This is a genomic window from Kitasatospora sp. NPDC058170 (genome assembly GCF_042883905.1).
Lineage (GTDB): Bacteria > Actinomycetota > Actinomycetes > Streptomycetales > Streptomycetaceae > Kitasatospora.
In genome coordinates, this window is record NZ_JBHVUV010000016.1 from 17,649 (window position 1) to 42,007 (window position 24,359).

Annotated in this window: 26 protein-coding genes; 13 read left to right on the plus strand and 13 right to left on the minus strand. The window is 72.3% G+C overall.

Annotated features, from left to right (window positions below; genetic code table 11):
• Window positions 1-46 precede the first annotated feature (46 nt).
• The 5 genes from ACFVVX_RS19075 to ACFVVX_RS19095 all read right to left on the minus strand — a co-directional run bounded on the left by ACFVVX_RS19075 (window position 47) and on the right by ACFVVX_RS19095 (window position 5,680).
• Window positions 47-640 carry an ATP/GTP-binding protein gene (locus tag ACFVVX_RS19075; protein ID WP_387946941.1) on the minus strand — a complete coding sequence of 198 codons (594 nt, stop codon included), beginning with the start codon at window positions 638-640 and terminating at the stop codon, window positions 47-49.
• Window positions 641-643: 3 nt separating this feature from the next.
• The gene (locus ACFVVX_RS19080) at window positions 644-1,066 is read right to left on the minus strand and encodes a DUF742 domain-containing protein (protein WP_387946943.1); all 423 of its coding nucleotides are present in this window, start codon (window positions 1,064-1,066) and stop codon (window positions 644-646) included.
• A gap of 7 nt (window positions 1,067-1,073) precedes the next feature.
• Window positions 1,074-1,505 carry a roadblock/LC7 domain-containing protein gene (locus ACFVVX_RS19085; protein ID WP_387946945.1) on the minus strand — a complete coding sequence of 144 codons (432 nt, stop codon included), beginning with the start codon at window positions 1,503-1,505 and terminating at the stop codon, window positions 1,074-1,076.
• A complete protein-coding gene (locus ACFVVX_RS19090) occupies window positions 1,502-4,705 on the minus strand; it encodes a nitrate- and nitrite sensing domain-containing protein (RefSeq protein WP_387947249.1) in 3,204 nt (1,067 codons plus the stop codon). Before ACFVVX_RS19090 ends, ACFVVX_RS19085 begins: the two co-directional genes overlap by 4 nt.
• Window positions 4,706-4,987: 282 nt before the next feature.
• Window positions 4,988-5,680 carry a FadR/GntR family transcriptional regulator gene (locus ACFVVX_RS19095; RefSeq protein ID WP_387946947.1) on the minus strand — a complete coding sequence of 231 codons (693 nt, stop codon included), beginning with the start codon at window positions 5,678-5,680 and terminating at the stop codon, window positions 4,988-4,990.
• Between the two features lie 175 nt (window positions 5,681-5,855).
• Between ACFVVX_RS19095 and ACFVVX_RS19100 the strand changes: the two genes are divergently transcribed.
• Both ACFVVX_RS19100 and ACFVVX_RS19105 read left to right on the plus strand, forming a co-directional pair.
• Entirely contained in the window at window positions 5,856-7,640 is a 1,785-nt protein-coding gene (locus ACFVVX_RS19100) for a 2-isopropylmalate synthase (RefSeq protein ID WP_387946949.1), read from the plus strand.
• Window positions 7,641-7,891: 251 nt separating this feature from the next.
• Entirely contained in the window at window positions 7,892-8,632 is a 741-nt protein-coding gene (locus tag ACFVVX_RS19105) for a class I SAM-dependent methyltransferase (RefSeq protein WP_387946951.1), read from the plus strand.
• Between the two features lie 76 nt (window positions 8,633-8,708).
• On the opposite strand, the gene ACFVVX_RS19110 is transcribed toward ACFVVX_RS19105, so the two are convergent.
• Window positions 8,709-9,683, minus strand: coding sequence for a LuxR C-terminal-related transcriptional regulator (locus tag ACFVVX_RS19110; protein ID WP_387946953.1), 975 nt, complete (start codon window positions 9,681-9,683; stop codon window positions 8,709-8,711).
• Between the two features lie 382 nt (window positions 9,684-10,065).
• Between ACFVVX_RS19110 and ACFVVX_RS19115 the strand changes: the two genes are divergently transcribed.
• From ACFVVX_RS19115 to ACFVVX_RS19125, 3 genes are all read left to right on the plus strand, one after another.
• A complete protein-coding gene (locus ACFVVX_RS19115) occupies window positions 10,066-10,251 on the plus strand; it encodes a hypothetical protein (RefSeq protein WP_387946955.1) in 186 nt (61 codons plus the stop codon).
• A 6-nt stretch (window positions 10,252-10,257) separates the two neighbouring features.
• Window positions 10,258-10,551 (plus strand): hypothetical protein, encoded by a 294-nt coding sequence (locus tag ACFVVX_RS19120; protein ID WP_387946957.1) that lies wholly within the window; start codon window positions 10,258-10,260, stop codon window positions 10,549-10,551.
• 169 nt (window positions 10,552-10,720) lie between these two features.
• A complete protein-coding gene (locus ACFVVX_RS19125) occupies window positions 10,721-12,202 on the plus strand; it encodes a CHAP domain-containing protein (protein ID WP_387946959.1) in 1,482 nt (493 codons plus the stop codon).
• 216 nt (window positions 12,203-12,418) lie between these two features.
• On the opposite strand, the gene ACFVVX_RS19130 is transcribed toward ACFVVX_RS19125, so the two are convergent.
• From ACFVVX_RS19130 to ACFVVX_RS19145, 4 genes are all read right to left on the minus strand, one after another.
• Window positions 12,419-12,958 (minus strand): GNAT family N-acetyltransferase, encoded by a 540-nt coding sequence (locus ACFVVX_RS19130; RefSeq protein ID WP_387946961.1) that lies wholly within the window; start codon window positions 12,956-12,958, stop codon window positions 12,419-12,421.
• Between the two features lie 356 nt (window positions 12,959-13,314).
• Window positions 13,315-13,602, minus strand: a complete 288-nt coding sequence (locus tag ACFVVX_RS19135) for a DUF397 domain-containing protein (protein ID WP_387946963.1) — start codon at window positions 13,600-13,602, stop codon at window positions 13,315-13,317.
• A gap of 52 nt (window positions 13,603-13,654) precedes the next feature.
• A complete protein-coding gene (locus ACFVVX_RS19140) occupies window positions 13,655-13,888 on the minus strand; it encodes a DUF397 domain-containing protein (RefSeq protein WP_387946965.1) in 234 nt (77 codons plus the stop codon).
• Window positions 13,889-13,890: 2 nt separating this feature from the next.
• Entirely contained in the window at window positions 13,891-14,787 is an 897-nt protein-coding gene (locus ACFVVX_RS19145) for a helix-turn-helix domain-containing protein (protein ID WP_387946967.1), read from the minus strand.
• Window positions 14,788-14,908: 121 nt separating this feature from the next.
• On the opposite strand from ACFVVX_RS19145, the gene ACFVVX_RS19150 reads away from it, so the two are divergent.
• Entirely contained in the window at window positions 14,909-15,376 is a 468-nt protein-coding gene (locus ACFVVX_RS19150) for an ATP-binding protein (protein WP_387946969.1), read from the plus strand.
• Window positions 15,366-15,551: a hypothetical protein gene (locus tag ACFVVX_RS19155; RefSeq protein WP_387946971.1), complete on the plus strand. Its 186-nt coding sequence runs from the start codon at window positions 15,366-15,368 to the stop codon at window positions 15,549-15,551. The genes ACFVVX_RS19150 and ACFVVX_RS19155 overlap by 11 nt, the downstream gene beginning before the upstream one ends.
• 71 nt (window positions 15,552-15,622) lie before the next feature.
• Here ACFVVX_RS19155 and ACFVVX_RS19160 read toward each other — a convergent pair whose 3' ends face one another.
• The gene (locus ACFVVX_RS19160; protein ID WP_387946973.1) at window positions 15,623-16,417 is read right to left on the minus strand and encodes a hypothetical protein; all 795 of its coding nucleotides are present in this window, start codon (window positions 16,415-16,417) and stop codon (window positions 15,623-15,625) included.
• 260 nt (window positions 16,418-16,677) lie between these two features.
• Between ACFVVX_RS19160 and ACFVVX_RS19165 the strand changes: the two genes are divergently transcribed.
• Window positions 16,678-17,202, plus strand: a complete 525-nt coding sequence (locus ACFVVX_RS19165) for a hypothetical protein (RefSeq protein ID WP_387946975.1) — start codon at window positions 16,678-16,680, stop codon at window positions 17,200-17,202.
• A gap of 171 nt (window positions 17,203-17,373) precedes the next feature.
• Here ACFVVX_RS19165 and ACFVVX_RS19170 read toward each other — a convergent pair whose 3' ends face one another.
• On the minus strand, window positions 17,374-17,700 hold the full coding sequence (locus tag ACFVVX_RS19170) for a hypothetical protein (protein WP_387946977.1): 327 nt from the start codon (window positions 17,698-17,700) through the stop codon (window positions 17,374-17,376).
• Between the two features lie 304 nt (window positions 17,701-18,004).
• On the opposite strand from ACFVVX_RS19170, the gene ACFVVX_RS19175 reads away from it, so the two are divergent.
• The 4 genes from ACFVVX_RS19175 to ACFVVX_RS19190 all read left to right on the plus strand — a co-directional run bounded on the left by ACFVVX_RS19175 (window position 18,005) and on the right by ACFVVX_RS19190 (window position 21,645).
• Complete coding sequence (locus ACFVVX_RS19175) at window positions 18,005-19,237, plus strand: MFS transporter (RefSeq protein WP_387946979.1); 1,233 nt, start codon at window positions 18,005-18,007, stop codon at window positions 19,235-19,237.
• A 38-nt stretch (window positions 19,238-19,275) separates the two neighbouring features.
• On the plus strand, window positions 19,276-19,800 hold the full coding sequence (locus ACFVVX_RS19180) for a hypothetical protein (protein WP_387946981.1): 525 nt from the start codon (window positions 19,276-19,278) through the stop codon (window positions 19,798-19,800).
• A gap of 178 nt (window positions 19,801-19,978) precedes the next feature.
• Window positions 19,979-21,220 carry a glycosyltransferase gene (locus tag ACFVVX_RS19185; protein ID WP_387946983.1) on the plus strand — a complete coding sequence of 414 codons (1,242 nt, stop codon included), beginning with the start codon at window positions 19,979-19,981 and terminating at the stop codon, window positions 21,218-21,220.
• A gap of 191 nt (window positions 21,221-21,411) precedes the next feature.
• On the plus strand, window positions 21,412-21,645 hold the full coding sequence (locus ACFVVX_RS19190; RefSeq protein WP_387946985.1) for a hypothetical protein: 234 nt from the start codon (window positions 21,412-21,414) through the stop codon (window positions 21,643-21,645).
• A 125-nt stretch (window positions 21,646-21,770) separates the two neighbouring features.
• On the opposite strand, the gene ACFVVX_RS19195 is transcribed toward ACFVVX_RS19190, so the two are convergent.
• Window positions 21,771-23,519, minus strand: a complete 1,749-nt coding sequence (locus ACFVVX_RS19195; RefSeq protein WP_387946987.1) for a hypothetical protein — start codon at window positions 23,517-23,519, stop codon at window positions 21,771-21,773.
• A gap of 223 nt (window positions 23,520-23,742) precedes the next feature.
• Between ACFVVX_RS19195 and ACFVVX_RS19200 the strand changes: the two genes are divergently transcribed.
• Complete coding sequence (locus ACFVVX_RS19200; protein ID WP_387946989.1) at window positions 23,743-24,327, plus strand: TetR/AcrR family transcriptional regulator; 585 nt, start codon at window positions 23,743-23,745, stop codon at window positions 24,325-24,327.
• Window positions 24,328-24,359: the final 32 nt, after the last annotated feature.

Below are 24,359 nucleotides of genomic sequence, written 5' to 3' on the forward strand. Positions count from 1 at the left end.
GGGCGGGAGCCGCGGGGAAGGCGGACCGGACGGCGGTCCGCGGGCGTCAGACGGTGGCGGCCCGCGCGGTGGACAGGTCCATCAGGTGGTCGACCAGGGCCAGCAGGAGGTCCCGGCCGAACGCGCGCTCGCGCACGTCGCCGAGCAGCATCGGGACCTGCGGATCGAGGTCCAGCGCCGCCCGGATCTCCTCCGGGGTCCGGGTGTTGTGCCCGTGGAAGCAGTTGATCGCCACCACGAACGGGATCCCCCGGCTCTCGAAGAAGTCGATCGACGCGAAGCTGGTCTCCAGCCGGCGGGTGTCGGCGATGACGATCCCGCCGAGCGCGCCGTTCACCAGGTCGTTCCACATGAACCAGAAGCGCTCCTGCCCGGGCGTGCCGAACAGGTAGACCACCAGCTCCGGGTTGACCGTGATCCGGCCGAAGTCCAGGGCGACGGTGGTGGTGTCCTTGCTGTCCACACCGGAGAGGTCGTCCACGCCGATGCTGGCGCGGGTCAGGTACTCCTCGGTGCGCAGCGGGGCGACCTCGCTGACGGAGGCGACCAGGGTGGTCTTGCCGACGCCGAAGCCGCCGGCGATCAGGATCTTGACGGCGGCGGGGGCACTGGGGGGAGGGGGAAGGGGAGTCGGTGCCATGGTTCAGAGTCTCCGGAGTCCTTCGCGTACGGCCGTCAGCAGTCCGAGGTCCGCGCCCCCGCTGGCCCGGGCCACCGAGAGCGGGGCCCGGGCCAGCAGCAGGCCCTGGGAGATCAGGTCGCCCAAGAGGATCTTGGTGACCGAGACCGGCAGGTCGAGGCCGGCCGCCACCTCGGCGACGGCGGCCGGGCGCAGGCAGCGTTCCAGGATCATCCGGTGCTCGGGCTGCAGCGCACGCGGCCCGGACCGGGAGCCCCGGGCCACGGCGGCCCGGGCCTCGTCCTCGACGGTGGTCAGCAGGGTGATCAGCGTGAGGTCGTCGCGCTCGGGCGCGGTACGGCCCCGGGTGATGGTGTAGGGGCGCACCATCGACCCCGAGCCGTCGTGCTCGTCCTCGTCGGGCAGCTCGCTCCAGTGGGGGATCACCGGAGCATCACCCGCGGTTGCGCGCGGCGAAGGCGTCGAACTCGCTGCGCGCCGGGGTGGTCAGCTTCTGGCCGACCTGCTGGACCAGGGTGTGCATCGCCACGGACATCACCTCGGCGTCCACCTCCTGGGAGGCGACCACGGCCAGGTGGGTGCCCTGGGCGGCGGCGATGATGAACAGCCAGACCTCGGCGAGCTCCACGATCACCTGGTGCACCGGGCCGCCGTCGAACAGCTGGCCGACGCCCCGGGCGAGGCTCTGCTGGCCGGTGGCGACGGCCGCCAGGCGTTCGGCGTCGGCCCGCTCGATGCTGCGGGAGTGGCTGACGACCAGGCCGTCGTCGGAGAGCAGGACGGCGTTCCTGGTCCCGGCCACCGAGTCGACGAGTCCGTCCAGCAGCCAGTCCAGGTCCTGGTGGGTGGCGATCGTACGGTTCATGACTGGTCATCCGTCCTAGTGTTTCGGGGGGCCGCGCCGGGAAGGGCCCAGGGGGAGGGGGCCGACGCGGGGGTCGGGGGGCCGCCGGGCGCGGGGGAGGGCGGCCGGTGCTCACCGGGGTCGTGGCCGCCGTCCGGGCTGCCGCCCTGGCCGCTGCCCTGGCCGCGTGCGGCGCGGGACTGGCGCTGGAAGGCGCCGATCGCGGCGCCGGAGCGGCGGACCGGGCGCTGGAACGGGCTCACCGGGGTGCCCGGAAGGTGCGGTGCGGCGGGCGCGCCGACGGACGCGGCGGGCTCGTCCGGGCGGGGCGGCGGGATGCGCAGCTCCGCGGCCAGGCTGGCCTGCCGGACCCGCTGCGGCAGCGGCTGCTGCCCGCCCTCCGGGGTGCTGACCGGCACGGTGGAGGTGTACTCGCGCCGCTCCCGGCGCTCGGCCAGCCGGTAGTTGTCGGCCGGGCGGTACTGCTCGTCCGCGTAGGGGGACGCGGCCGGGGTGACCTTGGCGTAGGCGATGTCCGGGTAGGCGGGGGCGTCGACCCCGGGGGTGCCCTGGGGGGCGGCCGCGTGCGGCGCGGTGCCGTACGGGGAGCCCTCGTACGAGGTGTCGGCGAAGGGCACGGGCTCGTGTCCGGCCCCGTCGTGCCCGGCCCCCTCGTGCGGTGAGCCCTCGTAGGAGCCGTCCTCGTACGGGGTGCCCGGGTAGGACGCCTGCTGGTACGGGGTGCCGCCGCGGGGCGCGGCGCCGAACGGCTCGCTGCCGAAGGACCCGCCGATGTAGGACTCGCTGCCGTAGGGCGGGCTCTCGTGGGCGGTGCCCGGGTAGGGCGTGCCGTCCGAGGGCGAGCTGTGCTCGACGGTCTGCTCCGCCTCCAGCGGCTGGATGTACTCGACGTGCGCGAACGCCTCGACGGGAGAAGCGGGAGTACCGGGAAGTCCGGGGGCCCCGAGCGCGCCGAGCGCACCGAGCCCGTCGGGCAGGCCGGGCAGACCGGGTGCGAGGGGGTTGCCGGCCAGGCCGGCCGCGCCGGGCCCGTCGAAGGGGAACGCGTCCACCGGGGCGACCGGCGGTGCGGGCGCCTCGAACGGCTCGCCCGGCTCGCCCGCCGCCTCGCCGACGGGCGCCGCCGAGGCCAGCAGCGCGGCCAGCGCAGCCTTGCGGGGCCGGCGGGCCAGCGGGATCGGCTCGACCGCCGGGGCGTCGGGCAGCCCGGCGTCCCCGTCGATCACCAGCTCGTCCGGGACGAGGACGACGACCCGGGTGCCCCCGAAGGCCGACGGCCGGAACTCGATCTTCAGCCCGGAGGCGGCCGCCAGCCGGGCGACCACGTAGAACCCGAGGCGGACGTCGTCCGCCCGGGCCAGCACGTCCATCCGGGGCGGGCTGCTCATCAGCGCGTTGGCCGCGTCGTACTGGCCCGGGTCCATGCCGAGCCCGCGGTCCTCGATCTCCACGGCGAGCCCGCGGCCGACCATGGCGGCCCGGACCTCGACCGGCGTCGGCGGCTTGGAGAAGGTCGCCGCGTTCTCCATCAGCTCGGCGATGACGTGCGCGACCGGGCCGACGGCCCGCTCGGAGAGCCACGGGTGGCCCTCGACGTCCAGCATGATCCGCCGGTAGTCCTGGACCTCGCCCTGCGCGGCGCGCAGCACGTCCAGCAGCGGGACGGGCTTGCGCCAGCGCCGCTGCGGCTGGCCGCCGGCCAGGATGACCAGGTTCTCCTCGTAGCGCCGCAGGCGGGCGGTGAGGTGGTCGAGGTCGAACAGGCCCTCCAGGACCTCCGGGTCCTCGTGCTTGCGCTCCAGCTCGTCCAGCTTGCGCAGCTGCTGACCGATCAGCAGCTGGGTGCGGCGGGCGATGCGCTGGAGCAGCCGCTCGAAGCCGCGGTGCTGTTCGGCCTGCCGGACGGCGGTCTCCAGGGCGGAGGTGCGGGCCAGGTTGAGCGCCTGGCCGAGGCGGGCCAGCTCGTCGGTGCCGTTGCCGTGCGGGCCGGCGGTGATGGCCCTGGTCTCGGCCTCGACGTCGACGCTCTCGCCGTGGCCGAGGCGCTCGACCACCTCGGGCAGGGTGCGCTCCAGCTCCTGGGCCTGGGTGTGCAGCTCGTTGATGCGCCGGCGCAGCGAGCGGGTCAGGCGCCAGGTGGTGAGGACCACCGCGATGACGGCGATCAGACCGATGGCGCTGGTCAGCACGACCTTGAGGAGCAGCGAGAGGAACGAGCCCTTGCCGACCTCGACGATGCCGTCGGTGCGGGTCTCCAGCACCTTCACCAGCTGCGGGTTGAGCTGGTCGATGGCCTGGCGCCACTGCTCCTGGGAGGGCGGGAGCTTGACGGTGCCGCCGGCGTCGGGCGTCATCGGCCGGGTCAGCGCCTGCTCGACGGAGGCCTTGGCCTGCCACGCGGGGCTGGTCATCAGCTCCTGCCAGGCGGGGGCCTCGGCGGCGGGCACGTAGGGCGCGACCTGCACGGTGAACAGGTGGTCCTGGGCGCCGATGGACTGCTGCACCTGCTGGAGGTCGGTCGGGCTGAGCCGCCCCGAGGGCCAGCCGCGGGCGAGGATGGCGTCCTCGCGGGCCAGCATCTCCTTCGCCCAGAACCCGTTCACCAGGGTCTTGGAGATCCAGGTGACCTCACCGTTGTCGACGTGGCTGAGCGCGGTGAACAGCCGCAGGTCGACGGCGATCAGGTCGGTGTAGTAGGTGAAGACGGCCTGCTGGTCGACGGCGCCGCGGTCGATGGCGGCGCGCTGTTCGGCGAGCCGGCCCATCGCCTGCCGCGCCTCGGCGACGGCGGAGCGCACCTCGGAGGGCGCGTTGTCGGCGGTCTCGCCGGAGAGCGTCTGGAAGGCGCGGACGGCGTCGTCGGTCAGCTGCCGCTGGCGCCGCAGCGCCTCGGTGACGCTGCCGGGCCGGGCGAGCGATTCGGCGCTGAGCCGGCGCTCCTCCTGGAGGTTGTAGTAGACGATGTTGGACGGCTGTCCGGCCTTCTGGGCCAGCAGGCCCTGGCCTGCCTGGCGTTGGAAGTCGATGAAGGTCTGGCCCGTGGTGACCGCCCAGAGGACGGCGAGGGCGAGACTGGGGACGACGGCCAGGACGAGCAGCGCCGTCCGCAGTGACAGGCGCGGACGCCTGCGGGGGGCCTTCGGCGTCGGGGGCCGCCGATTCGCACGCGCGCGCAGAGCTGACTCCTTGGGGCTGCGGATCGACCTGGTCGGGCCGAACCGTCCGGGGCACGGGCTTTGACGAGGCGATACTAGTCATACGGTGTTATGGGAGTGAAAACTCGTTCGCTGTCTGGACGGTGTACGCACACCGCCTGAACACAACGTCACGCGCCGGTTGATGGTTGGTGATCGAAGCGTCCCCGCGGTGTCCACCGCCCTTCGGTGACCCGGAGTCAGCGCAGGTGGGAGCGGGTGCGCAGGGTACGCACGAGTGTGCTCAGACGGTGAACGAGTGCCGCGGGGAAGGGTCGGTCTGCCCGATCAGGCCGTCAGGAGACGGGCCAGTGTCCCTGTCAACTCTGCCCCGAGAATTTCCCCCGCGCCCTCGACATCGCCACGGCGGACCGCCTCGACCAGATCCGCGTGGGCCTCGTACCCGTGCCCCGGATCCCCCCTGCGCAGCCCCAGCAGTCCCACCAGTTCGACCAGGCGCTCCCGCAGCACCGGGACGAACTCGGCGAAGAGGTCGGACAGGACGGGGTTGTGCGCGGCGTCGACCACGGCGGCGTGCAGCGCGATGTCCGCCTCCACGAAGACGGCGTCCTCGGCCGCGCCCGCCTCGCGACGGGCGGTCAGCGCCCGGTCGAGGGCCGCGAGGTCCGCCTCGTCGCGCCGGGCCGCCGCCAGCCGGGCCGCCTGCACCTCGACGATCGACCGGACCTCGTAGACGTGCGCCAGCTCGGCCCTGCGCAGACGCGCCGACCAGTCCTCGCCGGGCCGGTCCGCCGTCACGAACACCCCGGCGCCCTGCCGGCTCTGCACCATCCCGGCCCCCGCCAGCGCGCGCAGCGCCTCCCGGACGGTCGACCGGCCGACACCCAGCTCCCTGGCCAGCGCCACCTCGCCCGGCAGCTTGCCGCCGACCGGCCACTGCCCGGCCGTGATCTGCTCCTGGATCCGCCGGGTCGCCTGGTCGACGAGGGGGGAGGGCCGGAGGGGGCCGAGTGGAGGCATCGCGCTCACCTGCCAGGTTGTCTGAGGAGTTGACTCGTGGTTACTGTACCCGGCATGAAGCCGTGGAGCCTCCTTCTTGGTTGCCGCAGCGGGGCCTGACCGGACCGGCACCCCGCTGCGGGGCGCCGCGCTGCCGGTTCGTCCTGCGCCGAACCGTACGAAGGACCTGGCCACGATGCAGCCGCCCACCCGCTCCGCCGCACGCTTCCCCACCCTGCGCACCCCCGCCGGCCCCGTCCCGGCCACCGCCCCCGCCTGGAACCCCCAGCGCGGCAGCGCCATGCCCCACCACCGCTACCGGCCCGCCCACGAGCGCGTCCCGCTGCCGCCCTTCCCCGGCGACCTGCCGCGGGAGTGGCCCGGCCGCCGGATCGAGCAGGCCCCGCTGTGGGTCCCCGTCGACCTGCGGGACGGCAACCAGGCGCTCGCCGAGCCGATGGACCCGGCACGCAAGCGGCGGATGTTCGACCTCTTCCTGGCCATGGGCTACAAGGAGATCGAGGTCGGCTACCCCTCCGCCAGCCGGACCGACTTCGACTTCGTCCGCCAGCTGGCCACCGAGCCCGGTGCCGTCCCCGAGGACGTCGCCGTCGTCGTCTTCACCGCAGCCCGCGAGGACCTGATCGACCGGACCTTCCAGTCCGTCGAGGGCCTGCCGAACGTCGTGATCCACCTCTACACCGCCACCGCCCCGCTCTGGCGGGACGTCGTCCTCGGCCGCGACCGCGAGGAGGTGCGCACCCTGATCACCGCGGCGGCCGAGCACATGGCCCGGCGCGCCGACGGCCGCCCGGGCGTGCGGTTCGAGTTCTCGCCCGAGGTGTTCAACCTGACCGAGCCGGACTACGTGCTGGAGGTCTGCAACGGGATCACCGCGCTCTGGGACGCCGACCCCGACCGCCCGGTGATCCACAACCTGCCGGCCACCGTCGAGATCGCCACGCCCAACGTCTACGCCGACCAGATCGAGTACCTGCACCGGCACCTGGACCGGCGCGGGTCGGTGATCCTCTCCGTCCACCCGCACAACGACCGCGGCACCGGCGTGGCCTGCGCCGAGCTCGCCGTCCTGGCGGGCGCCCAGCGGGTCGAGGGCTGCCTGTTCGGCAACGGCGAGCGGACCGGGAACGTCGACCTGGTGACCCTGGCGCTCAACCTGCACACCCAGGGCGTCGACCCGATGATCGACTTCTCCGACATCGACGAGATCCGGCGGACGGTCGAGCACTGCAACCGGCTGGCCGTCCACGAGCGCCACCCGTATGTCGGGGACCTCGTGCACACCGCCTTCTCGGGCACCCACCAGGACGCGATCAAGAAGGGCTTCGCCCACCACGCCAAGGCGGCGGCCGACCTCGGCGTCCCGGCCTCCGAGGCGCCGTGGGCCGTCCCCTACCTGCCGATCGACCCGGCCGACCTCGGGCGGGACTACGAGGCGGTGATCCGGGTCAACAGCCAGTCCGGCAAGGGCGGCATCGCCTATCTGCTGCAGACCGGGCACGGGCTGGAGCTGCCCCGGCGGCTGCAGATCGAGTTCTCCCGGGTGGTGCAGGAGGCGACCGACGACAGCGGGCGCGAGGTCGGCGCGGACGAGCTGTACGCGCTGTTCCGGGCCGCCTACCTGGACCGGGCCGTACCCGCCGCCTGGCGGACCGGCGAGGACGACGGCCACTGGGCGGAGGTCGAGCTCGGCGGCGCCACCCACCGGGGCACCGGCAACGGCCCGCTGGACGCGGTGACGGCGGCGCTGGCCGCCGGGGGCACGGCGGTCGACATCCTGCAGTTCAGCGAGCACGCCGTCCGCACCGGCCGGGACAGCGACGCCGTCGCCTACATCGAGGCGCGGGTCGGCGGCGAGGTGGTCTGGGGCGTCGGGCGGGACTCCTCCGTCCTGGCGGCGGGCGTCCGGGCGGTGCTGAGCGCCGTCGGACGGGCGCAGGCCGGACCGGCTGCGCGGTAGCGCCCGGTCGGGCCCGGGCCGGGCTCCGGTCGGTGCCGCACGCCGGCGCCGACCGGGGCCCGGCCGGTCCCTGGTGGGGAACGAGGGATCGAAACGGCCAGTAGTGCACCGCAGTTGGCGGACTTCCGCTGTGTCTTCTTCCAGTACGACCCTTCGCCGGGGTGAAGCAGACTGCCAGCAGGAGAGCCCGCGGCGCCCCCAAGTGCGCCGAACGGAGCCATACCTGACGAGGCAGACGGAAGGACGGCACGATGAGCACGGAGCTGTACGACGAGATCGGCGAGGCGTTCGAGGGCTTCAAGACCCTCCCCCTGGCCCGCTACGGGGAGGTGCCCGGCTTCCTCGCCCTCGTCGGTGACGTGAGCGGCAGGTCGGTCCTCGACCTGGCGTCCGGAACCGGCTTCTACAGCCGGGAGTTCAAGCGCCGCGGCGCATCCCGCGTCCTCGGCGTCGACATCTCCGGCGCGATGGTCGACGCGGCCCGGGCCATGGAGGCCGCCGCCCCGCTGGGCGTGGAGTACGAGATCGGCGACGTCGCCGAGCTGCGCACCTTCGAGCAGCGCTTCGACATCGGGGTCGCGGTCCAGGCGTTCAACTACGCCGAGGACGTCGCCACCATCGAGCGGATGTGTCGCAACATCCACCGCAGCCTCGCGGCCGGGGCCGAGTTCTTCGTCTTCGGGCAGAGCCCCGGCTTCCGTTTCGACGGCCCGTCCCTGGCCAAGTACGGCTTCCTCTGCGAACCGGCCGGCGAGGAGTCCGAGATCGGGCCGCGGGTGAGGATCACCGCGCTCCTCGACCCGCCGATCTCCTTCGTCGCGAACCCGCCGAGCCGCGAGGTCTACGAGAAGTGTCTGCGGGCGGCCGGATTCAGCGAGCTCACCTGGGTGCAGCTCGACATCTCGGAGGCCGGCGTGCGCGAGTTCGGCGAGGACTTCTGGGCCGACTTCCGCGCCAACCGCCCGCTGGAGATGCTGCGGTGCCGCGCCTGACCTGAGCCCGGCACGACGGTGGCCCGCCGCCCGGACCTCACGGTCGGGGCGGCGGGCCGACCGTGAGGCGGTGGTGTCAGAGCCAGCCCTGTTGGGCGGCCTTGAGGCCCGCTTCGAACCGGCTGCTGGCGTTGAGGCGTTCCATGATGGCGGTCATGTGGCGACTGACGGTGCGGGTGGAGATGCCGAGCCGCTGCCCGGCCGCGGCGTCGGTGAGTCCGGTACCGAGCAGGCGCAGGAGTTCGCGTTCGGTGGGGGTGAGGCCGGTGGAAGGGTCGTTGGGGGTTCGGGTGCCGAGGGGGACGGCGGTGGCCCAGGCGTGCTCGAAGAGGCTGGTGAGCGCATCGACGATGCCGGGCTGGGTGACGTGGAGCGCGCCCTTGCGGGTGTCGGCGGGGTCGATGGGGACGAGGGCCTGGGTGCGGTCGACGATCACGAGCCGCTGCGGGAGGGTCGGCGCGGTGCGCACCTCGCTGCCGAGGCTGACCAGCCAGTGGGCGTACGCGGTGGTGTGCGGGTCGTTGCGGGTGGCGTCCTGGTAGAGGGACTTGATCACCACGCCCCGGGCGATCGCGTCCGCATTGGCCCGGCGGCCCGCGGCGAGGTCCTCGGGGCGCTGCTGGGGGCCGGGGTGGACGCCGAGGACCTCGGTGCGGGCCTCGGCTCCCATGAGGTCGAGGCGGGCCTGGATGGCGTCCATGCCGAGGAGGCGTTCGCCCTGGCCCGCCCGGGCCTCGGCGTGTTCGGCGACCATGCGGGTGACGGTCGCGCGGGCGGCGGCGAGCCGGGCCTGCCGGTAGGCGAGGTCGGCCTCCTGGTGGGCCAGGGCGTTGGCGAGGCCGATGTCGGGGCTGACGGCGGCCAGTTGCCCGGGGTGTTCGGAGCTGGCGCGGACGAGCATGAGGCGGCCGAGTTCGTCGAGGCAGGTGTGGACCTGGGTGGCCGTCAGGCCGCAACGGGCGGCGAGATCGGCGAGGTTCAGGTCGGGACGGTCGAGCATCGCCCGGTAGACGGCGGCGGTCTCGGCGGTCAGTCCCAGAGTTTCGAGCATGCGAAGGCCCCCCTTGCCTCGGACCGGCGCGTCGGCTCCCGCGCGCCCGGACAGTCGAGATCCTGACACCTCCCGGGGCCCCCATCAACCTTCTTCTTGGCGCCTCCGTCCCAGGTCAGGGCATATCGGAGGAAACCTCGGCCCGGGTCGGCGCCCGAAGGGACGGGAAGTATTCAGTGCCTACATGTCCATGACATCGTGTCGTGATCACGCCTGGCGAGTCCACGCCGCCGGGAACCCCTTCCGCCACTCCCGTCACTCGGGCCAAGCTGGTGACCGCCGGCAGGGAGCAGGAGCCGGACGGCACACCGGGCAAGGCGTCAACCGCGGGGCGTCTGCCGGGAACTCACCACCGGACCATTCATCGAACAGGAGCACCACCATGATGCGCACCCGTCTCCTCCAGGCCGCCGCGGTCACCGTCCTCACCCTGGCCGCCGCTGCCACCGCCACTGCGGCCGGCGCCGCCACCGCCACCGTCGCCACCGACACCACCGCGGTGACCGCCGCCACCGCCTCCGCCGTCACCCCCGCGCCGGTCCCGCAGTCCAACCTGACCTGGGGCTGAGGCCCGGTGGACATCGTCTACGCGAGCCTCCACCGGCGGCAGCCGACGGCGCCCGAACCGGACGGAGAGCTGGCCGAGGTCATGGGCGCGCTGTGGGCCCACGCGACGCCGGCCGACGGTCTCGAACACGTCACCGGCCGCACCGAAGTGGACCGGATCGACCTCCTGATCTTCCTCGCCACCCCCGCCCTGTCTCTCGCCGACGCGCCCAGCAGGGCCGAGGTCCTGCTCGGCCGCTGCCACGAGGCCTCGCCCCTGCTGAGCCGGCGCTACCTGCCACCCCGAACCGCCACCGCCTGACCCGCACCGCCCGGCCGCACCACGCCGGCTCCGCGCGCCTCACCGACCGCTCCGCCCTTCCGGCGTCAGAGCGACCGCGCGCCCTTCGAACTTCCGCCGCTCAAGCGGCACCCGCCATTCCTTCACCGGCGCGGCCCCGCCGTGCCCGTCCTCTCCCAAGGAGCACTTCGTGCGTACAAACACCACCGCCACCGCCACCGCCGCGCGCTTCGTCGCCGCCTCGCTGCTCACCGTCGGCGCCCTCGGCGCCTTCACGGCAACCCCCGCCAACGCCGCCACGCTGGGCGAGCAGATCGCCGCCACCGCCATCGGTGAGGAGGGCAACGGCGCCTGCGCCCACGGCGGCTACGACGGTGGCCCGGGCCAGAGCAGCAGTTGCAGCGGTGGTGAGCGCACCCACGCCTGGTGCGCGGACTTCGCCGGCTGGGTCTGGGCGCAGAACGGTGTGACCGGACTCGGGACCCTGGACGACCTGGCGGCCAGCTTCTACGAGTACGGCCTCAAGTACGGCACCCGGTCCTCGACCCCGCACGTCGGTGACGCCGTCGTCTACAACTACGGCGGCACCACCACCGACGACCACGTCGCCATCGTCACGGCGATCTCCGGCAACACCGTCACCATCACCGGTGGCAACCAGGGCGGCTACCCGGGCCACGTCACCAAGCACAGCACCACCAACTGGACCGTCGGTTCGACCCCCTTCAGCGCCAAGCAGGTCATCAGCGGCTACATCTCCCCGGTCACCGGCACCGGCACCGGCACGCCCACCCCGCCGGCCACTCCCGCCGCCTCTCCGGTCGTCCACCTCTACGCGCTCGGCTCGGACCAGCGGATCTACGGTGACAACGGCGACTACTCCAAGAACACGTGGAGCGGCTTCAACCAGGTCGCCGACACCCAGGGCTTCAAGCAGTCGACCGCCGTCACCGTCGGCGACTCCGTCCACCTCTTCGCCCTCGGCTCCGACAACCGGGTCTACGAGAACACCGGCACCTACTCCACCAACACCTGGAGCGGCTTCAAGCTGGTCGACGACGCCCAGGGCTTCAGGCAGATCGCGGTCACCGTGACCGGCAACACGGTACGACTGTTCGCGCTCGGCTCGGACTACCGCGTCTACAGCAACGACGGCGACTACGCGGCCGGCGACTGGAGCGGCTTCAAGCAGGTCGACAACACCGCCGGCTACCAGGAGATCGCGGTCACCGCGACCGGCAACACGGCGCGCCTCTACGCGGTCGGCTCGGACGGCCGCGTGTACAACAACAACGGCAACTACTCCACCGGCGGCTGGAGCGGCTTCAGCCAGGTCGCCAACACGCAGGGCTTCGAGCAGCTGACCGCCGTCGCGACCGGGAACACCGTCCGCCTGTTCGCGCTCGGCACCGACAAGCGCGTCTACAGCAACAACGGCAACTACTCCACCGGTGGCGGCTGGAGCGGCTTCAACCAGGTCGCCGACGCCCAGGGCTTCAAGCGCCTCGCCGCCTCCGCACAGGACAACACCGTCCACCTGTTCGCGATCGGCTCCGACGACCGCGTGTACGGCAACAACGGCAACTACTCCACCGGTGGCGGCTGGAGCGGCTTCAACCAGGTCGCCAACACCCAGGGCTTCACCGAGATCACCGCGACCCCGGGCTCCTGATCTCCTGGGCCCGTGACGTCGACCTCCGGTCCGCGTCACGGGCCGCCCCCGGGGCCACAAGGCCGCCACCGCAACGGTGGCGGCCTTCGGCGTATCCCCTCCACGGCTCCCTTCGGCCGGTGGTCCCCGAGCACCGGCCGGGCGCGGGCCCGACGTGCCTGGTCTGGAGGGACGACCTCGTGCGACCGCCTAACTGATCACAACATCACGCAGGCCCTAGATGCCGAAGCCTGCGGCCCAGCGGACCGGGCCGGTCGGCAGCGGGTGGCGGTCGTCCAGGCTCAGTGCCATCCACGCCTCGTCGGGCGCGTCGATGGTGAGCTCGACCCCGTGGGCGGACGCCCGCCGGAAGCCGAACCGCGGGTAGTACGTCGGGTGCCCGAGGAGGACGACGAACCGCTCGCCCTGCTCCCGCGCGGCGTCGAGCCCGGCCCGGACGGCGGCGGAACCGGCGCCGGTCCGCTGGTGGTCGGGGTGGACGGAGACGGGCCCCATCGCGAGGGCGGGGACGTCACCGATGTACGCCCGGGTGAGGACGACGTGGCCGACCACGGTGCCCGCGATGTCGGTGGCGACGACGGACAGGCCGTCGATCCAGCCCTCGTCGGCGCGCAGCGCGTCGAGGATCTCCGCCTCGTGCGCCGTCGGGAAGGCGGCGACGGTGACGGCCCGGACGGCGGGGATGTCCGCGGCGGTCTCGGCGCGGGTGATCCAGCAGGAGGAGGTGTAAGCGGAGGAGGAAGACGAAGAAGACATGGGAGAACCCTTGGGTGAAAGGGGCCCCGGCACAGCACGGGCACACCCGGCGGCCGCGCGAAGGCGGCTCAGGGGGGTGTGGAAACGGTCAGACCAGGGCCCGGGACATGAGGATGGTCCGGGCGCTGCGCGAAGCAGCGGTCATCACCGCGGGCACAAAATCACTTCCCTGTCTTCTGTCGGCATCCTGGTCGAGCACGGATATTTCGACCGTAACACGCCCCCGATCGCGGACGCCTCCGGTTTTTCGCCCCCCGGTACACGGACGTACGCGGGCGGCGAGGGGGCGGTACAGCGCCCGGACGTACACCGGCCGCCCACCTCGTGGCGGACGGCCGGTACAGGATGATGGTGCGTCAGAGGGTGGCGGCGAACTCGACGAACGCCTGCCATCCGTCGGGGGTGAAGGTCAGGTTGGGGCCGCTCTTGTCCTTGGAGTCGCGCACGAGGACGGAGGTCGTCGTCTCGGCGACCTCGACACACTCGGTGCCCTCGTTGCCGCTGTAGCTGCTTTTGTGCCATGCGATCTCGACACAGTCGGCGCCTTCATTGCTGCTGTAGCTGCTCTTGCGCCACGCAATCTCAACGCAGGCGGCATCCTCATTGGTGCTGTGGCTGCTCTTGAACCACGCCAGCTCGGGCATGCTCACAGTGCTCCCGGCATCTTCAGGGCGGTCGGTGCAGGGTGATGATGTGTCAGAGGGTGGCGGCGAACCTGACGAACGCCTGCCATTCGTTGGGGGTGAAGGTCAGGTTGGGGCCGCTCTTGTCCTTGGAGTCGCGCACGAGGACGGCTGCGGTCGCATCGGCGACCTCGACGCAGGCAGTGCCCTCGTTGCCGCTGTAGCTGCTCTTGTGCCACGCGATCTCAACGCACGCGGCGCCTTCGTTGGTGCTGTGACTGCTCTTGAACCACGCCAGCTCGGCCATGCTCACCGTTCTCCCAGCATCTTCTGGATCAAGGCCAGGGACTCTCTCGGATTAAGAGCCTGTCCCCTGATACTGCTGTACCGTGCGGCCATCTTACGGACTTCGTCCGGGTCCGTGATCAGCCTATTGACGTGCTGCACTTCCACGTAGGCGATCGGCGGCTTTCCGCTTGGCGTCAGGAGGATGAAGCTTCCGCCCATCCCTGCATGCTCGGTCCTGTCCAGGGGCATCACCTGGAGTTCCGTGCCCCACATCTCGCCGACCTTGATGATGTGTTGGAGAGCCTCAGTATGCACGTCCCAGCCTCCGAGGGGTCGCCTCAGCACGCCTTCGTCGATCACCCAGCTCATAACAGGCAGCGGCTTCCGGGCCAGAATCTCCTGGCGTGCAAGCCGTGCGGCTACCCATTGATCGACCTGCTCGGTGCCAAGCCACGGGCGGCGCATCTGGTACAGCGCCCGGGCGTGGGCCTCGGTCTGCAACAGGCCCGGAATGGCTACGACGCTGTACTCATGGATCTCGACGGCCCTCGCCTCTTCGCTCGCGAAAGCCTTGGACCACGCCGGGTGCCGCGTGCTCACCCTCACCTTCGCCTTCATCACGTCGTCCGCGATCACCCTCAGCGCGCCGCCCGCGTTGAGGAGGGTGTCGGCGGCCTCCAGGAAGTCGGCCTGGGCCGTCCGCCGGCCGCGCTCGACCGAGCCGACCAGGTCGTCGCTGTAGCCGACCTGCTGCGCGAACTCCTTCTGCGTGAGCCCGGACCGCTCGCGGAACATCTTCACCAACTTGCCCACCGCGCTGAAGAACTCCGTCACACCCTCGGAGCCCTCCGGCAGCTCGCCGTCGTCGAACACCGTGCGCTCGCCACCCGCCACAGCAACCACCCTGTTCCTGCTCACCGTGTTTTCGATCGGTTAGTTCCAGGCCAACCGACAGGCCGACACTCCGCATCCGGACAGGCACGCTCCGTACGCGTCTGATGCATGGTCAGGGTACTTCCGGGCCACCAGGCTTTGTCCCATGAAGTCCGAAATTCGTCTCGACACGACCGCTCCGCGTACCCACACGACCCAACTCACCGCAACACCGAAAGGCGCGGCGATCTGCCGCCGCATCGCCAGACAACAGTTCACCGCCTGGGGTCTCAACATCACCGCCACCGAGCCGTTCCACGCGGCCCTGCTCGTCGTCGCGGAGCTGGCCGCCAACGCGATCACCCACGGCCGCGTCCCCGGCCGCAACTTCGAGCTCGCGCTCGCCCTCACCACCACCCCGGGGCGCGGCACCGTGCTGCGTATCGAGATCTCCGACGCCCGCGGCGACCGCCTCCCCGCCATCCCCGCCTCCTGTGCCCCCAACTCCCAGACCGGGCGCGGCCTCACCCTCATCGACCACCTCGCCGACCGCTGGGGCACCATCCCCCGCCACCCCAACGCCAAGACCGTCTGGGCCGAACTGGACGTCATCCCGCGCACCGATGCCGCCTGATCACCCCGCCACCCATGCCGCCGCCCTCACCCTCCTCCCGCTCGCCCTCCTCCTCGCGCTCACCCTCTCGGCCTGGCCCGCCCGTTCCCTCCACCCGGCCCACCCCACCCATCCCCAGCAGTCCTCACCGCACCCCGCCTCCCGCAGTGCCGCCACTCCGAACCCGCCGCCCTGAACCCGCCGCCCTGAAAAGCGAAGTGGGAAGTCGGACCCGCCGACTTCCCACTCCACGCCGTTCGGCTGCCGCTACGGGGTCACGCAGGTGACCGTGGGGGTCAGCGTCTGGGGGATACCGGTGTGGTTCGTGGCGGTGACCAGCCAGTAGGAGGTGTTGAAGGGGCGGCTGGTGTTCAGGTGGGTGTTGCCGCCGGTGGTGAAGCCTCCGCCGCCGGTCGGCACCTGTCCGGCCGGACACCGGGCCGTCGTGCTGGAGGTCTCCCCGGGGGCGAGGGTGCGCGGGTCGCCGAGGATGTGCGAGTGCGGGACGGTCGAGCAGAGCGCCTGCACGGTGAACGTCCGCTCCTCGCTGTCGTGGTTGATGCCGCCGGCCCGCCAGCTGGTCCGCGCCGACCCGCTGGAGTTCATGACGATGCCGGGGCCGGACGCCATCCCCCCGCCGGAGACCTGCATGCCGGCCGGGCAGACGGCCTCCGAGAGCCAGGCCTCGCCCGGCCGGAGGTTGCGGTTCTCGCCCCACGCCCGCTGGTAGCCGACCTGCGCGCAGATCACGTTGGGGACGTACTCCTGCGTCGTGGGCGTGGGGTTGGTGACCGTCACCCACCAGGAGTCGGAGATGGACCAGGAGGCGTTCAGGTCGAGGGTGCCGGTGGGGGAGTGGCCGCCGCCCCCGGTCGGGACGTAGCCCGCGGGGCACGGGACGAAGTCGGTCTTGGTCTCGCCGCCGAGGAGGACCATCCGGTCGCCGGTGCGGATGATGTGCGGTACCCGTGTCTCTCGGTGGCCCGAGCCCTGTGCGGCGGCCCCGCCGCTGCTCAGCGCGACGAGGGCGGTCACTGCGGCGAGCACTACGGTGCGTTTCACCTGGTTCCTCCAAGGGGTGTGTGGGGGAGGGGACGTCCCCGGGGAACCGCTTCCCGATCGGGTGCGAACCATGTGCGTGCGTCCGGCAGGTCACTCGCGCAGCGCAGGCAGGAACGATTCGTCACCCTCCGGGCGACCGCCGCTTCGGATGGAGCGCCGGGGAGTGGGAAGTCGGCGGGTCCGACTTCCCACTCCGTGACACCTCCGCCACCGGCGTCCCGGGCGGCCAATACGCAGAGTGATCAGCGATGCTGATCCCCATGCAGCGTCAACATGCTCTGACCTTGTGGGACAGCCCCTTCATCAACTTCCGGGATTTCGCCTTCCCGGACGGCGAAGGACACGGCTACCGCTGGGTGGACATCAAGCGCTTCCACCTCCCCGGGGACCCTCCCGACGATCGGGGCCTGCTGGCGGCCCTGATCGCCCACCCGGAGTTCCGCGACACCTACGACGGCGCCGGCACCTGGACCGAGCCGCGCCACGGCCAGTGGTGGTCCGACCGCATCACCCCGGCCGTGTACGAGTCGCTCGACGCACTCGCGGCCGCCGCGGTCATCCGCTCCTGGGCCGCCAACGGCGCCGCCACCCCCGTCGGCCTCGACACCCGGCTGACCACGGACGTCTACACCCCGATCCGCAACGCCACCAGCCGCTACCTCCTCGGCGAGCTGCCCGAGGACGCGCGCCACGACTACGGCCCGATCCACATCGAGTTCCACGAACTGGTGCTGATCGACCGCAGGATGGGCGTGCTCACCCTCCTGGTCGCCGCCGACGACTGACCCCGACGACTGACCCCGGCGGCCGGGCGCGAGTCCGGGGCGTGCCCAGACGCGAGGTCCGGCGGCACCGGCGTGATCCGGTGCCGCCGCGACTCGGTCAACGGCACGACCAGGGCGACGACCAGGGCGCTCCGGAGGGAACGGGGTCGGCCGCCGGGTCGGTAGCCGGTGTCAGGAGAAGAGGACGGACCTGAAGTGCAGACGGTTCCCGAGCTTCTTGCCCGGGTTCATGGTGTAGAAGACGTCACCGTCGCATTCGAAATCGAGGAAGACCGTGGCGGTCGACCGGGTGAAGTTCTCAGGCGCGAAGGCCGGATCCGCTTGGGTGGCCCCGAAGACGTTGATGCATTCGCCGCTCCGGGGATCGGCGAGCCCGGCCGGGATGCCGGGGCCGACCTTGTACAGGAAGTCGCCGGTGGCGGCGCTGGCGGGGGTGGGAGCGGACAGGAGGAGAGCGAGCACGCCGACCGTGGTGACGGCGGCCTGACGAAGGCGCATGGATGGGCCCTTCGGGACGGGTACCTCGCGGTACCGGGTGATCGTTACGAAATCACCCTAGAAGAGTAGAAAATGGCGAAACGTTCCTTCTCGGTGGGCGTCCGTGTCGCGCTTCGGCGGAACGGCAGCCCCGAAGACCCCGCGTCCGATCCGTGGGGCGAGCCCCGGCCCCGCAGGTGCTTGCGCAGAGTGACCGGTGCGAATCAACTCGGTTGCAGGACGCCGCCTGTTCGACTGATCCTTGGTCAACTCGATGATCAGGGGGAGTCGACGTGGGGAAGAGTTCCGTTCCGGGGAGACGGAGATGACCGACACGTTCACGGCGAAGGCCACCTATGGCCAGGTCTTCGCCGTCGCACAGTTCCGTGCCGTCTTCGCGGGCCGGCTGCTCGGCGTCATGTCGGACACGCTGCGGTCCGTCGCGCTGGCGGTGCTGGTGTTCGAGCGGACCGACTCGCCGTTGCTGACGGCGATGACGATGACGATCGGCTTCCTCCCCCAGGCCGTCGGCGGCCTGTTCCTCGCCGCACTGGCGGACCGGTTCCCGCCGCGGACCCTCATCGCCACGGGCTACGCACTCCAGTGCGGGGTCGGGCTGCTGCTCGCGCTCGGTCAACTCCCGCTCGCGGTCAGCCTGCTCCTCGTCGCGGGCGTGGCCTGCCTGACCCCGGTCACCACCGGTGCCACCGGCCGGGTCCTGGCGGAGGTCCTCACCGGCGACAGCTACGTGCTCGGGCGCTCGCTGTCCTACCTCGTCGCGGTCTCGGCGCAGATGGTGGGCATGGCCGCCGGCGGGGCGCTGGTCGTCTGGCTGGGCGTGGACCGGACGATGCTGGTCACCGCAGCGGCGCACCTGCTCGCGTCGGTGATCAGCCGCCTGTTCCTCGCGCGCACCGCGGCGGTCCGCGCGGGCGGGCCGGTCGTGCCGGTCGTGCCGGGCGGGTCGATCGTGCGGAGGACCCTGCGGGGCAACGCCGCGCTCGCCGCCGCCCCGGGGGTCATCAGGCTGATCATGGTCCAGTGCCTGCCCGCCGCGTACCTGGCCGCGGCGGGGAGCCTGCTCATCCCGTACTCCGCGCACCGTGCGTTCAGTCCGACGGAGACCGGCGCCCTGCTGGCGGCCACGTCGGTCGGCATGCTCGTCGGCGACGTCGTGGTCGGGCGGGCGTTCGCGCCCGCCACCCGGGAACGGCTCGTGCTGCCCCTGCTGCTGGTGATGGGCACGCCCCCGATCGCGCTCGTCCTGGACCTGCCGTACCCGGCGGTCGCCGCGGCGTACGTGGTCACCGGCGTCGGGTCCGCCTACCTGCTCGGCCTGCAGCGGCGCTTCCTGGAGGCCGTCCCGTCCGACCTCCAGGGACAGGGATTCGCCCTGCTCAACACCACGAGCATGACCATCCAGGGGATCGGACCCCTGGTCTTCGGCGTGTTCGCGGAATTCCTCCCGGTCGGCCTCGCGATCGCCCTGACCGGGGTGAGCAGCGTGACCACCACCCTCCTGCTGCGCGACGCGATCCGCCCGCGTCCGTCCGGCTGAGTCCGTCCCGAGGCCTCTACGGACCCTAGAGTGACCGGATGGACATAGCAGCGGTGGCGATCGCGGTGACCGGCGTGGCGGGGACCCTCGGGGCCGCGCTGCTCACTCAGCGGGGCGCCGAGCGGAACAAGCGGCGCGAGTTGGAGCTGGGCCAGGTCTTCCAGGAGCGCCGCGAGAACCTCGCCCTGCGGCGCGGCTGCTACACCCAGCTGTACCGCGACGCACGGCAGTTCGCGACCGCGCTGAGCCGGCACCTGCACGTCCTGCGCGACCGGACGCCCGGGGAGGAGGACGTCCGGGCGCTGGAGGAGGCCAAGGACACGCACCGCAACCACTGGTCCGAGGCCCTGATGGTCGCGCCCGACGCCGTGATCGCCCCGGGCGGCGAGGTGAACATGGCGCTCACCCGGGTCTACGCGACGGTCAAGCGGCTGGAGCAGGGCGATCCGCAGCCGGGCGAGACCCTGCACTCGGCGGGGGAGGCGCAGCACGAGCTGTGGCCGCTGATCAAGGTCATGCGGCACGCGATGCGACAGGACCTGGGCGTGGGCGGGGAGTTCTAGGTCGCGGCAGCGGGCAGCAACCGCGGCGGGCCCGGGTGGCTCCGGAAGCCGGGGGAGAGGGGAGTACCCACTCCTCTCCACTCTCAATGTATAGCGCGCCCGGGGGCTTGCCGCAAGACCCTGATCATGATGCAGAATCCTCACTCGAAGCTGGAGTTCGGGGAAACGGGAGTACGGAATGCGCGTTTTGCTGTCGGCCTACGATTCGCGTGGGGGCGTCGAGCCGCTGGTGGGACTCGCGGTGCGGTTGCAGGAGTTGGGTGCGGAGGTGCGGGTGTGTGCGCCGCCGGACGAGGAGTTCGCGAAGCGACTGGCCGGGGTCGGCGTGGAGATGGTGCCCACCGGTCAGTCGGTGCGCGACCTGGTGACCGGGCGGACGCCGCCGTCGCCGGGCGGAGTGCCCCGGCGTGCGGCCGAGTTGGTCGCCGCGTTCTACGACAAGGTCACCGCGGCGGCCGAGGGGTGCGACGTGCTGCTGGCGACCGGCCTGGTGCCGGCGGCGGCCGGGGTGCGGGCGGTCGCCGAGAAGCTGGGCATCCGCTACGTGTACGCGAGTTACCAGCCGGTCAGCCTGCCGTCGCCGCACCACCCGCCGATGCCGCGGCCGGGCCGGCCGCTCCCCGCGGACGTGACCGACAACCTGGTGCTGTGGGAGCGGGACGTCCAGGACGCGCAGGACGTGTTCGGCGAGGCGGTCAACACCCACCGGGCGTCGGTCGGCCTGCCGCCGGTGGACAACGTCCGCGACCACGTCTTCACCGACCGGCCGTGGCTGGCGGCCGACCAGGTGCTGGCCCCGTGGCAGCAGCCGGCGGACCTCGACGTGCTGCAGACCGGCGCGTGGGTCCTGCCGGACGAACGCCCGCTCCCCGCCGAGCTGGTGGCGTTCCTGGACGCAGGCTCGGCACCGGTGTACGTGGGCTTCGGCAGCATCCCGATGCGTGATCCGCAGGACGTCGCCCGGGTGGTCGCCGAGGCCGTCCGCGCGCAGGGCCGCCGGGTTGTCGTCTCCCGCGGCTGGGCCGGCCTCGCCCTGACCGGGGACCGGGACGACTGCTTCGTCGTCGGCGAGGTCAACCACCAGGCGCTCTTCCGCCGGGTGGCCGCCGTCGTGCACCACGGCGGCGCGGGCACCACGACGACGGCCACCCGGGCCGGTGCGCCCCAGGTGGTGGTACCGCAGGGGGCGGACCAGCCGTACTTCGCGGGCCGGGTGGCCGAGCTGGGCATCGGTGCGGCACACGACGGCCCGACGCCGACCGTCGAGTCGCTGTCGGCCGCGCTCGGGGCGGCCCTGACCCCGGAGACCCGGGTCCGGGCGGCCGCCGTGGCGGGCGCGTTCCGCGCCGACGGGGCGGCGGTGGCCGCGAGGCTGCTGCTCGACGGCGTCGGCGAGGAGGGGGCGTCGGCCTCCGGGTGAGTCACCCGGGGGTGCCCGTCCCGGGGTGTCGATCCCGGGGTGTCGATCCGGCGGGTGGAACTCCGGTCGCGGTCCTGCGCGTTGTAGGCCAGAAGCGCGGCACCCGTATCGCGCAGGGGTGCGCTCGGAGTGCCGGCGCCGGCCCGGGGGACGGCCCGGGACGGCGGCGCGGCCGGAGGGAGCTGGTACCGATGGCGGTCCTTCCGGTGCTCGTCATCGGGTCGTTCGTCCTGGTGTGGGTCCTCTTCATGCTCGGCGCGCCGACCACGTGGTGCCGGGACTGCAGGCACCAGCGCACCGACCACGAGGACGGGACGGGCCCGTGCGGCGGGGAGGACTTCGACGTCGGCGAGCTGTCGCCCAACGGGCGGACGTGCCCGTGCGACCGCTACCGCGACCGCCGCGGACCGAGGCGCCACGGGTAGGTCCTGCCCGGCCAGGGCGGGGACCAGGGCCGGGACGGCGACGGCCGCCCGCCCCTTGAGTTGAGGGGCGAGCGGCCGGTGTGTGCGGCGCGGTGTGTGCCGCGCCAAGGGGCGCGGGTGGGGCGTCAGTTCTTGTCGTACATGCCGAACAGGTCGACGATCAGGTCGGTCGGCTGCCAGCCCCGGTTCCAGAAGTCGATGACGGCCGTGCTGCCGGTGCCCGCCTGCACCAGGTTGGCGACGGTGGCGTCCTTCGTCCAGTTCAGGACGGAAGAGTCCGGCGGGGTCGGCCGGACGGCCTTGCCGCCGATGTAGTCGTCGATCGTGTTCGGGTCCGCGGCGACCGAGAGGTAGCCGCCGCCCTGCGTGTTGGTCACCGTCGCGTTGAGGACGAGGGCCTCCAGCGCCATGCCGGACGTCCACACGGTCTGGTGGTAGTAGTCCTGACCGGCGAGCGACAGGCGGTAGGGCCGCGAGTCGTACAGCCGCCGGGGCTCCTCCGGCAGGTAGGCGGCCTTGCCGTCGGCGCTGTAGTAGCCGGTGACGTCCACGATCACGTCGGCCGGGTCCCAGGCGCCGTTGCGGATGCTGATCCGGCCGTCCGGGCCGACCGGCACGATCACCGCGTTGGCGACCGTCTGCCCGGCGGTGAAGTTCAGGCTCGACGTGGTCGGCGCCTGCTGACCGCTCGGGAACACGGTCAGGTGGCCGGCGCCCTTCGGGTCGGTCGCCGTGACGTTGAGGGCCACGGCCGTGACGCCCGCGGCCGGCAGCCCGCCCTGGCCGGCGATCCGGACGTCGAAGGTGCTCTGGGCGGCGACCTGTCCCCTGGCCGCGCCCAGCCCCTCCCGGGTGTCGACCAGCCGGGACGGCTTGACGGAGGTGTACCCGGCCGCGGCGGAACGGGTGAAGTAGCCCGTCACGTCGGCGAGCAGGTCCACCGCGCCCTCGCTGCGGTTGGCGAGTTCGACGTACCCGTCCTCGCCGACCGGCACGATCGCCAGGTTCGGCACGGTCTGCCCCGTCGCGAAGTTGACGTTCGAGGTGGTCGGCGCCGCCTTGCCGGAGGCGTACGCGGTGATGTGGCCGCCCGCCGAGGTGTTGGTGGCGGTGATGTTCAGGGCCACGGCGGTCACCCCGGCCGGGATGCCGGAGTTGCCGGTGACCTTCACCCGGGCCGTGCCGTACGGGGCGACCTGGCCGGCTGCCGCGGTGCCGGTGCCGTCCCGGGTGTCCAGCAGCCGGGTGGGCGCGTGCGGGGTGAACTCGGAGCCGTCCACGACGACGTCCTTGGTGGTGACGGACGTCACCCGGGACATCACGTCGGTGGCCTTGATCGTGATCGTGTGGGTGCCGACCTCGGCGTACTTGTGATCGAAGTACATGAACTCGCTGGACTTGCCGATGTCGCGGACGACGGTGCCGTCGCCCCAGTCGACGTCGTACTGGGCGTAGCTGTCGGGCAGGTCGGTGGCGACGGAGGTCGCCAGGCCGATGGTGTGGGCGTAGCGGGCGATGGTCCCCATCCCCACGTCGAAGAAGCTGCTCTGCTGCGCGGGTGCCGAAGCGTCGGACTCGGCGGTCGCCTTCGGGGCCGCGGCCCTGGCCGCCTTGGCCTTGGCGGCCTTCGCGGCCACGTCCTGTGCGGCGGCCTCCCGAGCGGTCTGCCTGGCGGCCGCGTCGGCCGCCTTGCCCGCCTCCTGCGCGGCGGCCGCCTGTGCGGTGGCGTCCGGCGCGGTGGCGCCCTGCGCGGAACCGGCCGCCAGGGCCGGGGAGTTGGCGGTCGAGGCCCGGCCGGGGCCGGCGGCCGGAGCCGCCTGAGCCGTGGCGGGTACAAAGCTGACGGCTGCCGCAACGACGGCAGCGGAGATCATGACACGGTGACGGTACACCGGCCCCCCAGTTCCTGAACGTGCTCACAAAAACCTTGATCGGACTATATGTCAAAAGTTCGCGCCCGATGGGATTTTGTCCCGCCGAGGGGCCCTGCCGAGAGGCGGGTGCGGGAGGCGGGTGCGTGAGGCTAACCACTGCAGTTGACGTACTTCAGGTGCAGTGCTTTACTTTGCGTACTTCGGAGCGGGGAAGGAGAGCGAGATGCGTCAGAATCCGGCCCGTCGGGCCGCGCTGCTCGACGGCGCCATCGAGGTGCTCGCCCGGGAGGGCGCGCGCGGTCTGACCCTGCGCGCCGTCGACAAGGAGGCGGCGGTGCCCATCGGCACCGCGTCCAACTACTTCCGCAATCGCGACGACCTGCTCGTCCAGGCCGGCGTCCGCGTCTACGAGCGGCTCAGGCCCGACGAGGGCGTCATCACCGAGCTGTTCGACCGGGCGCTGGACGCCGCCTCGTACGGCGCGATGCTGCGGGGGAGCGTCGACCGGGTCGCGGCCTTCCGGTCCGGCCATCTGGCGCTGCTGGAGCTCCGGTTGGAGGCCACCAGGAGGCCGGAGCTGCGGACGCTGCTCACCGAGCGGGTCCGCGCCGACATCGACGAGAACGTCGCCCGGCACGAGGCCGCGGGCCTGCCGGGCGGTGCGGCCGCCGTCCTGCTGATGTACCTGGCCATGAACTGGCTGGTCGTCGAGCAGCTCACCCTGCCGGACGTCTTCACGGACGCCGAGCGCGACGAACTGGTCGCGCGGGCGGTGGAGCGCATCGTCGGCCCGTTCCCCGCCACCTGACAACGCACTACCGGTAGTACCCCGGTGGCGCC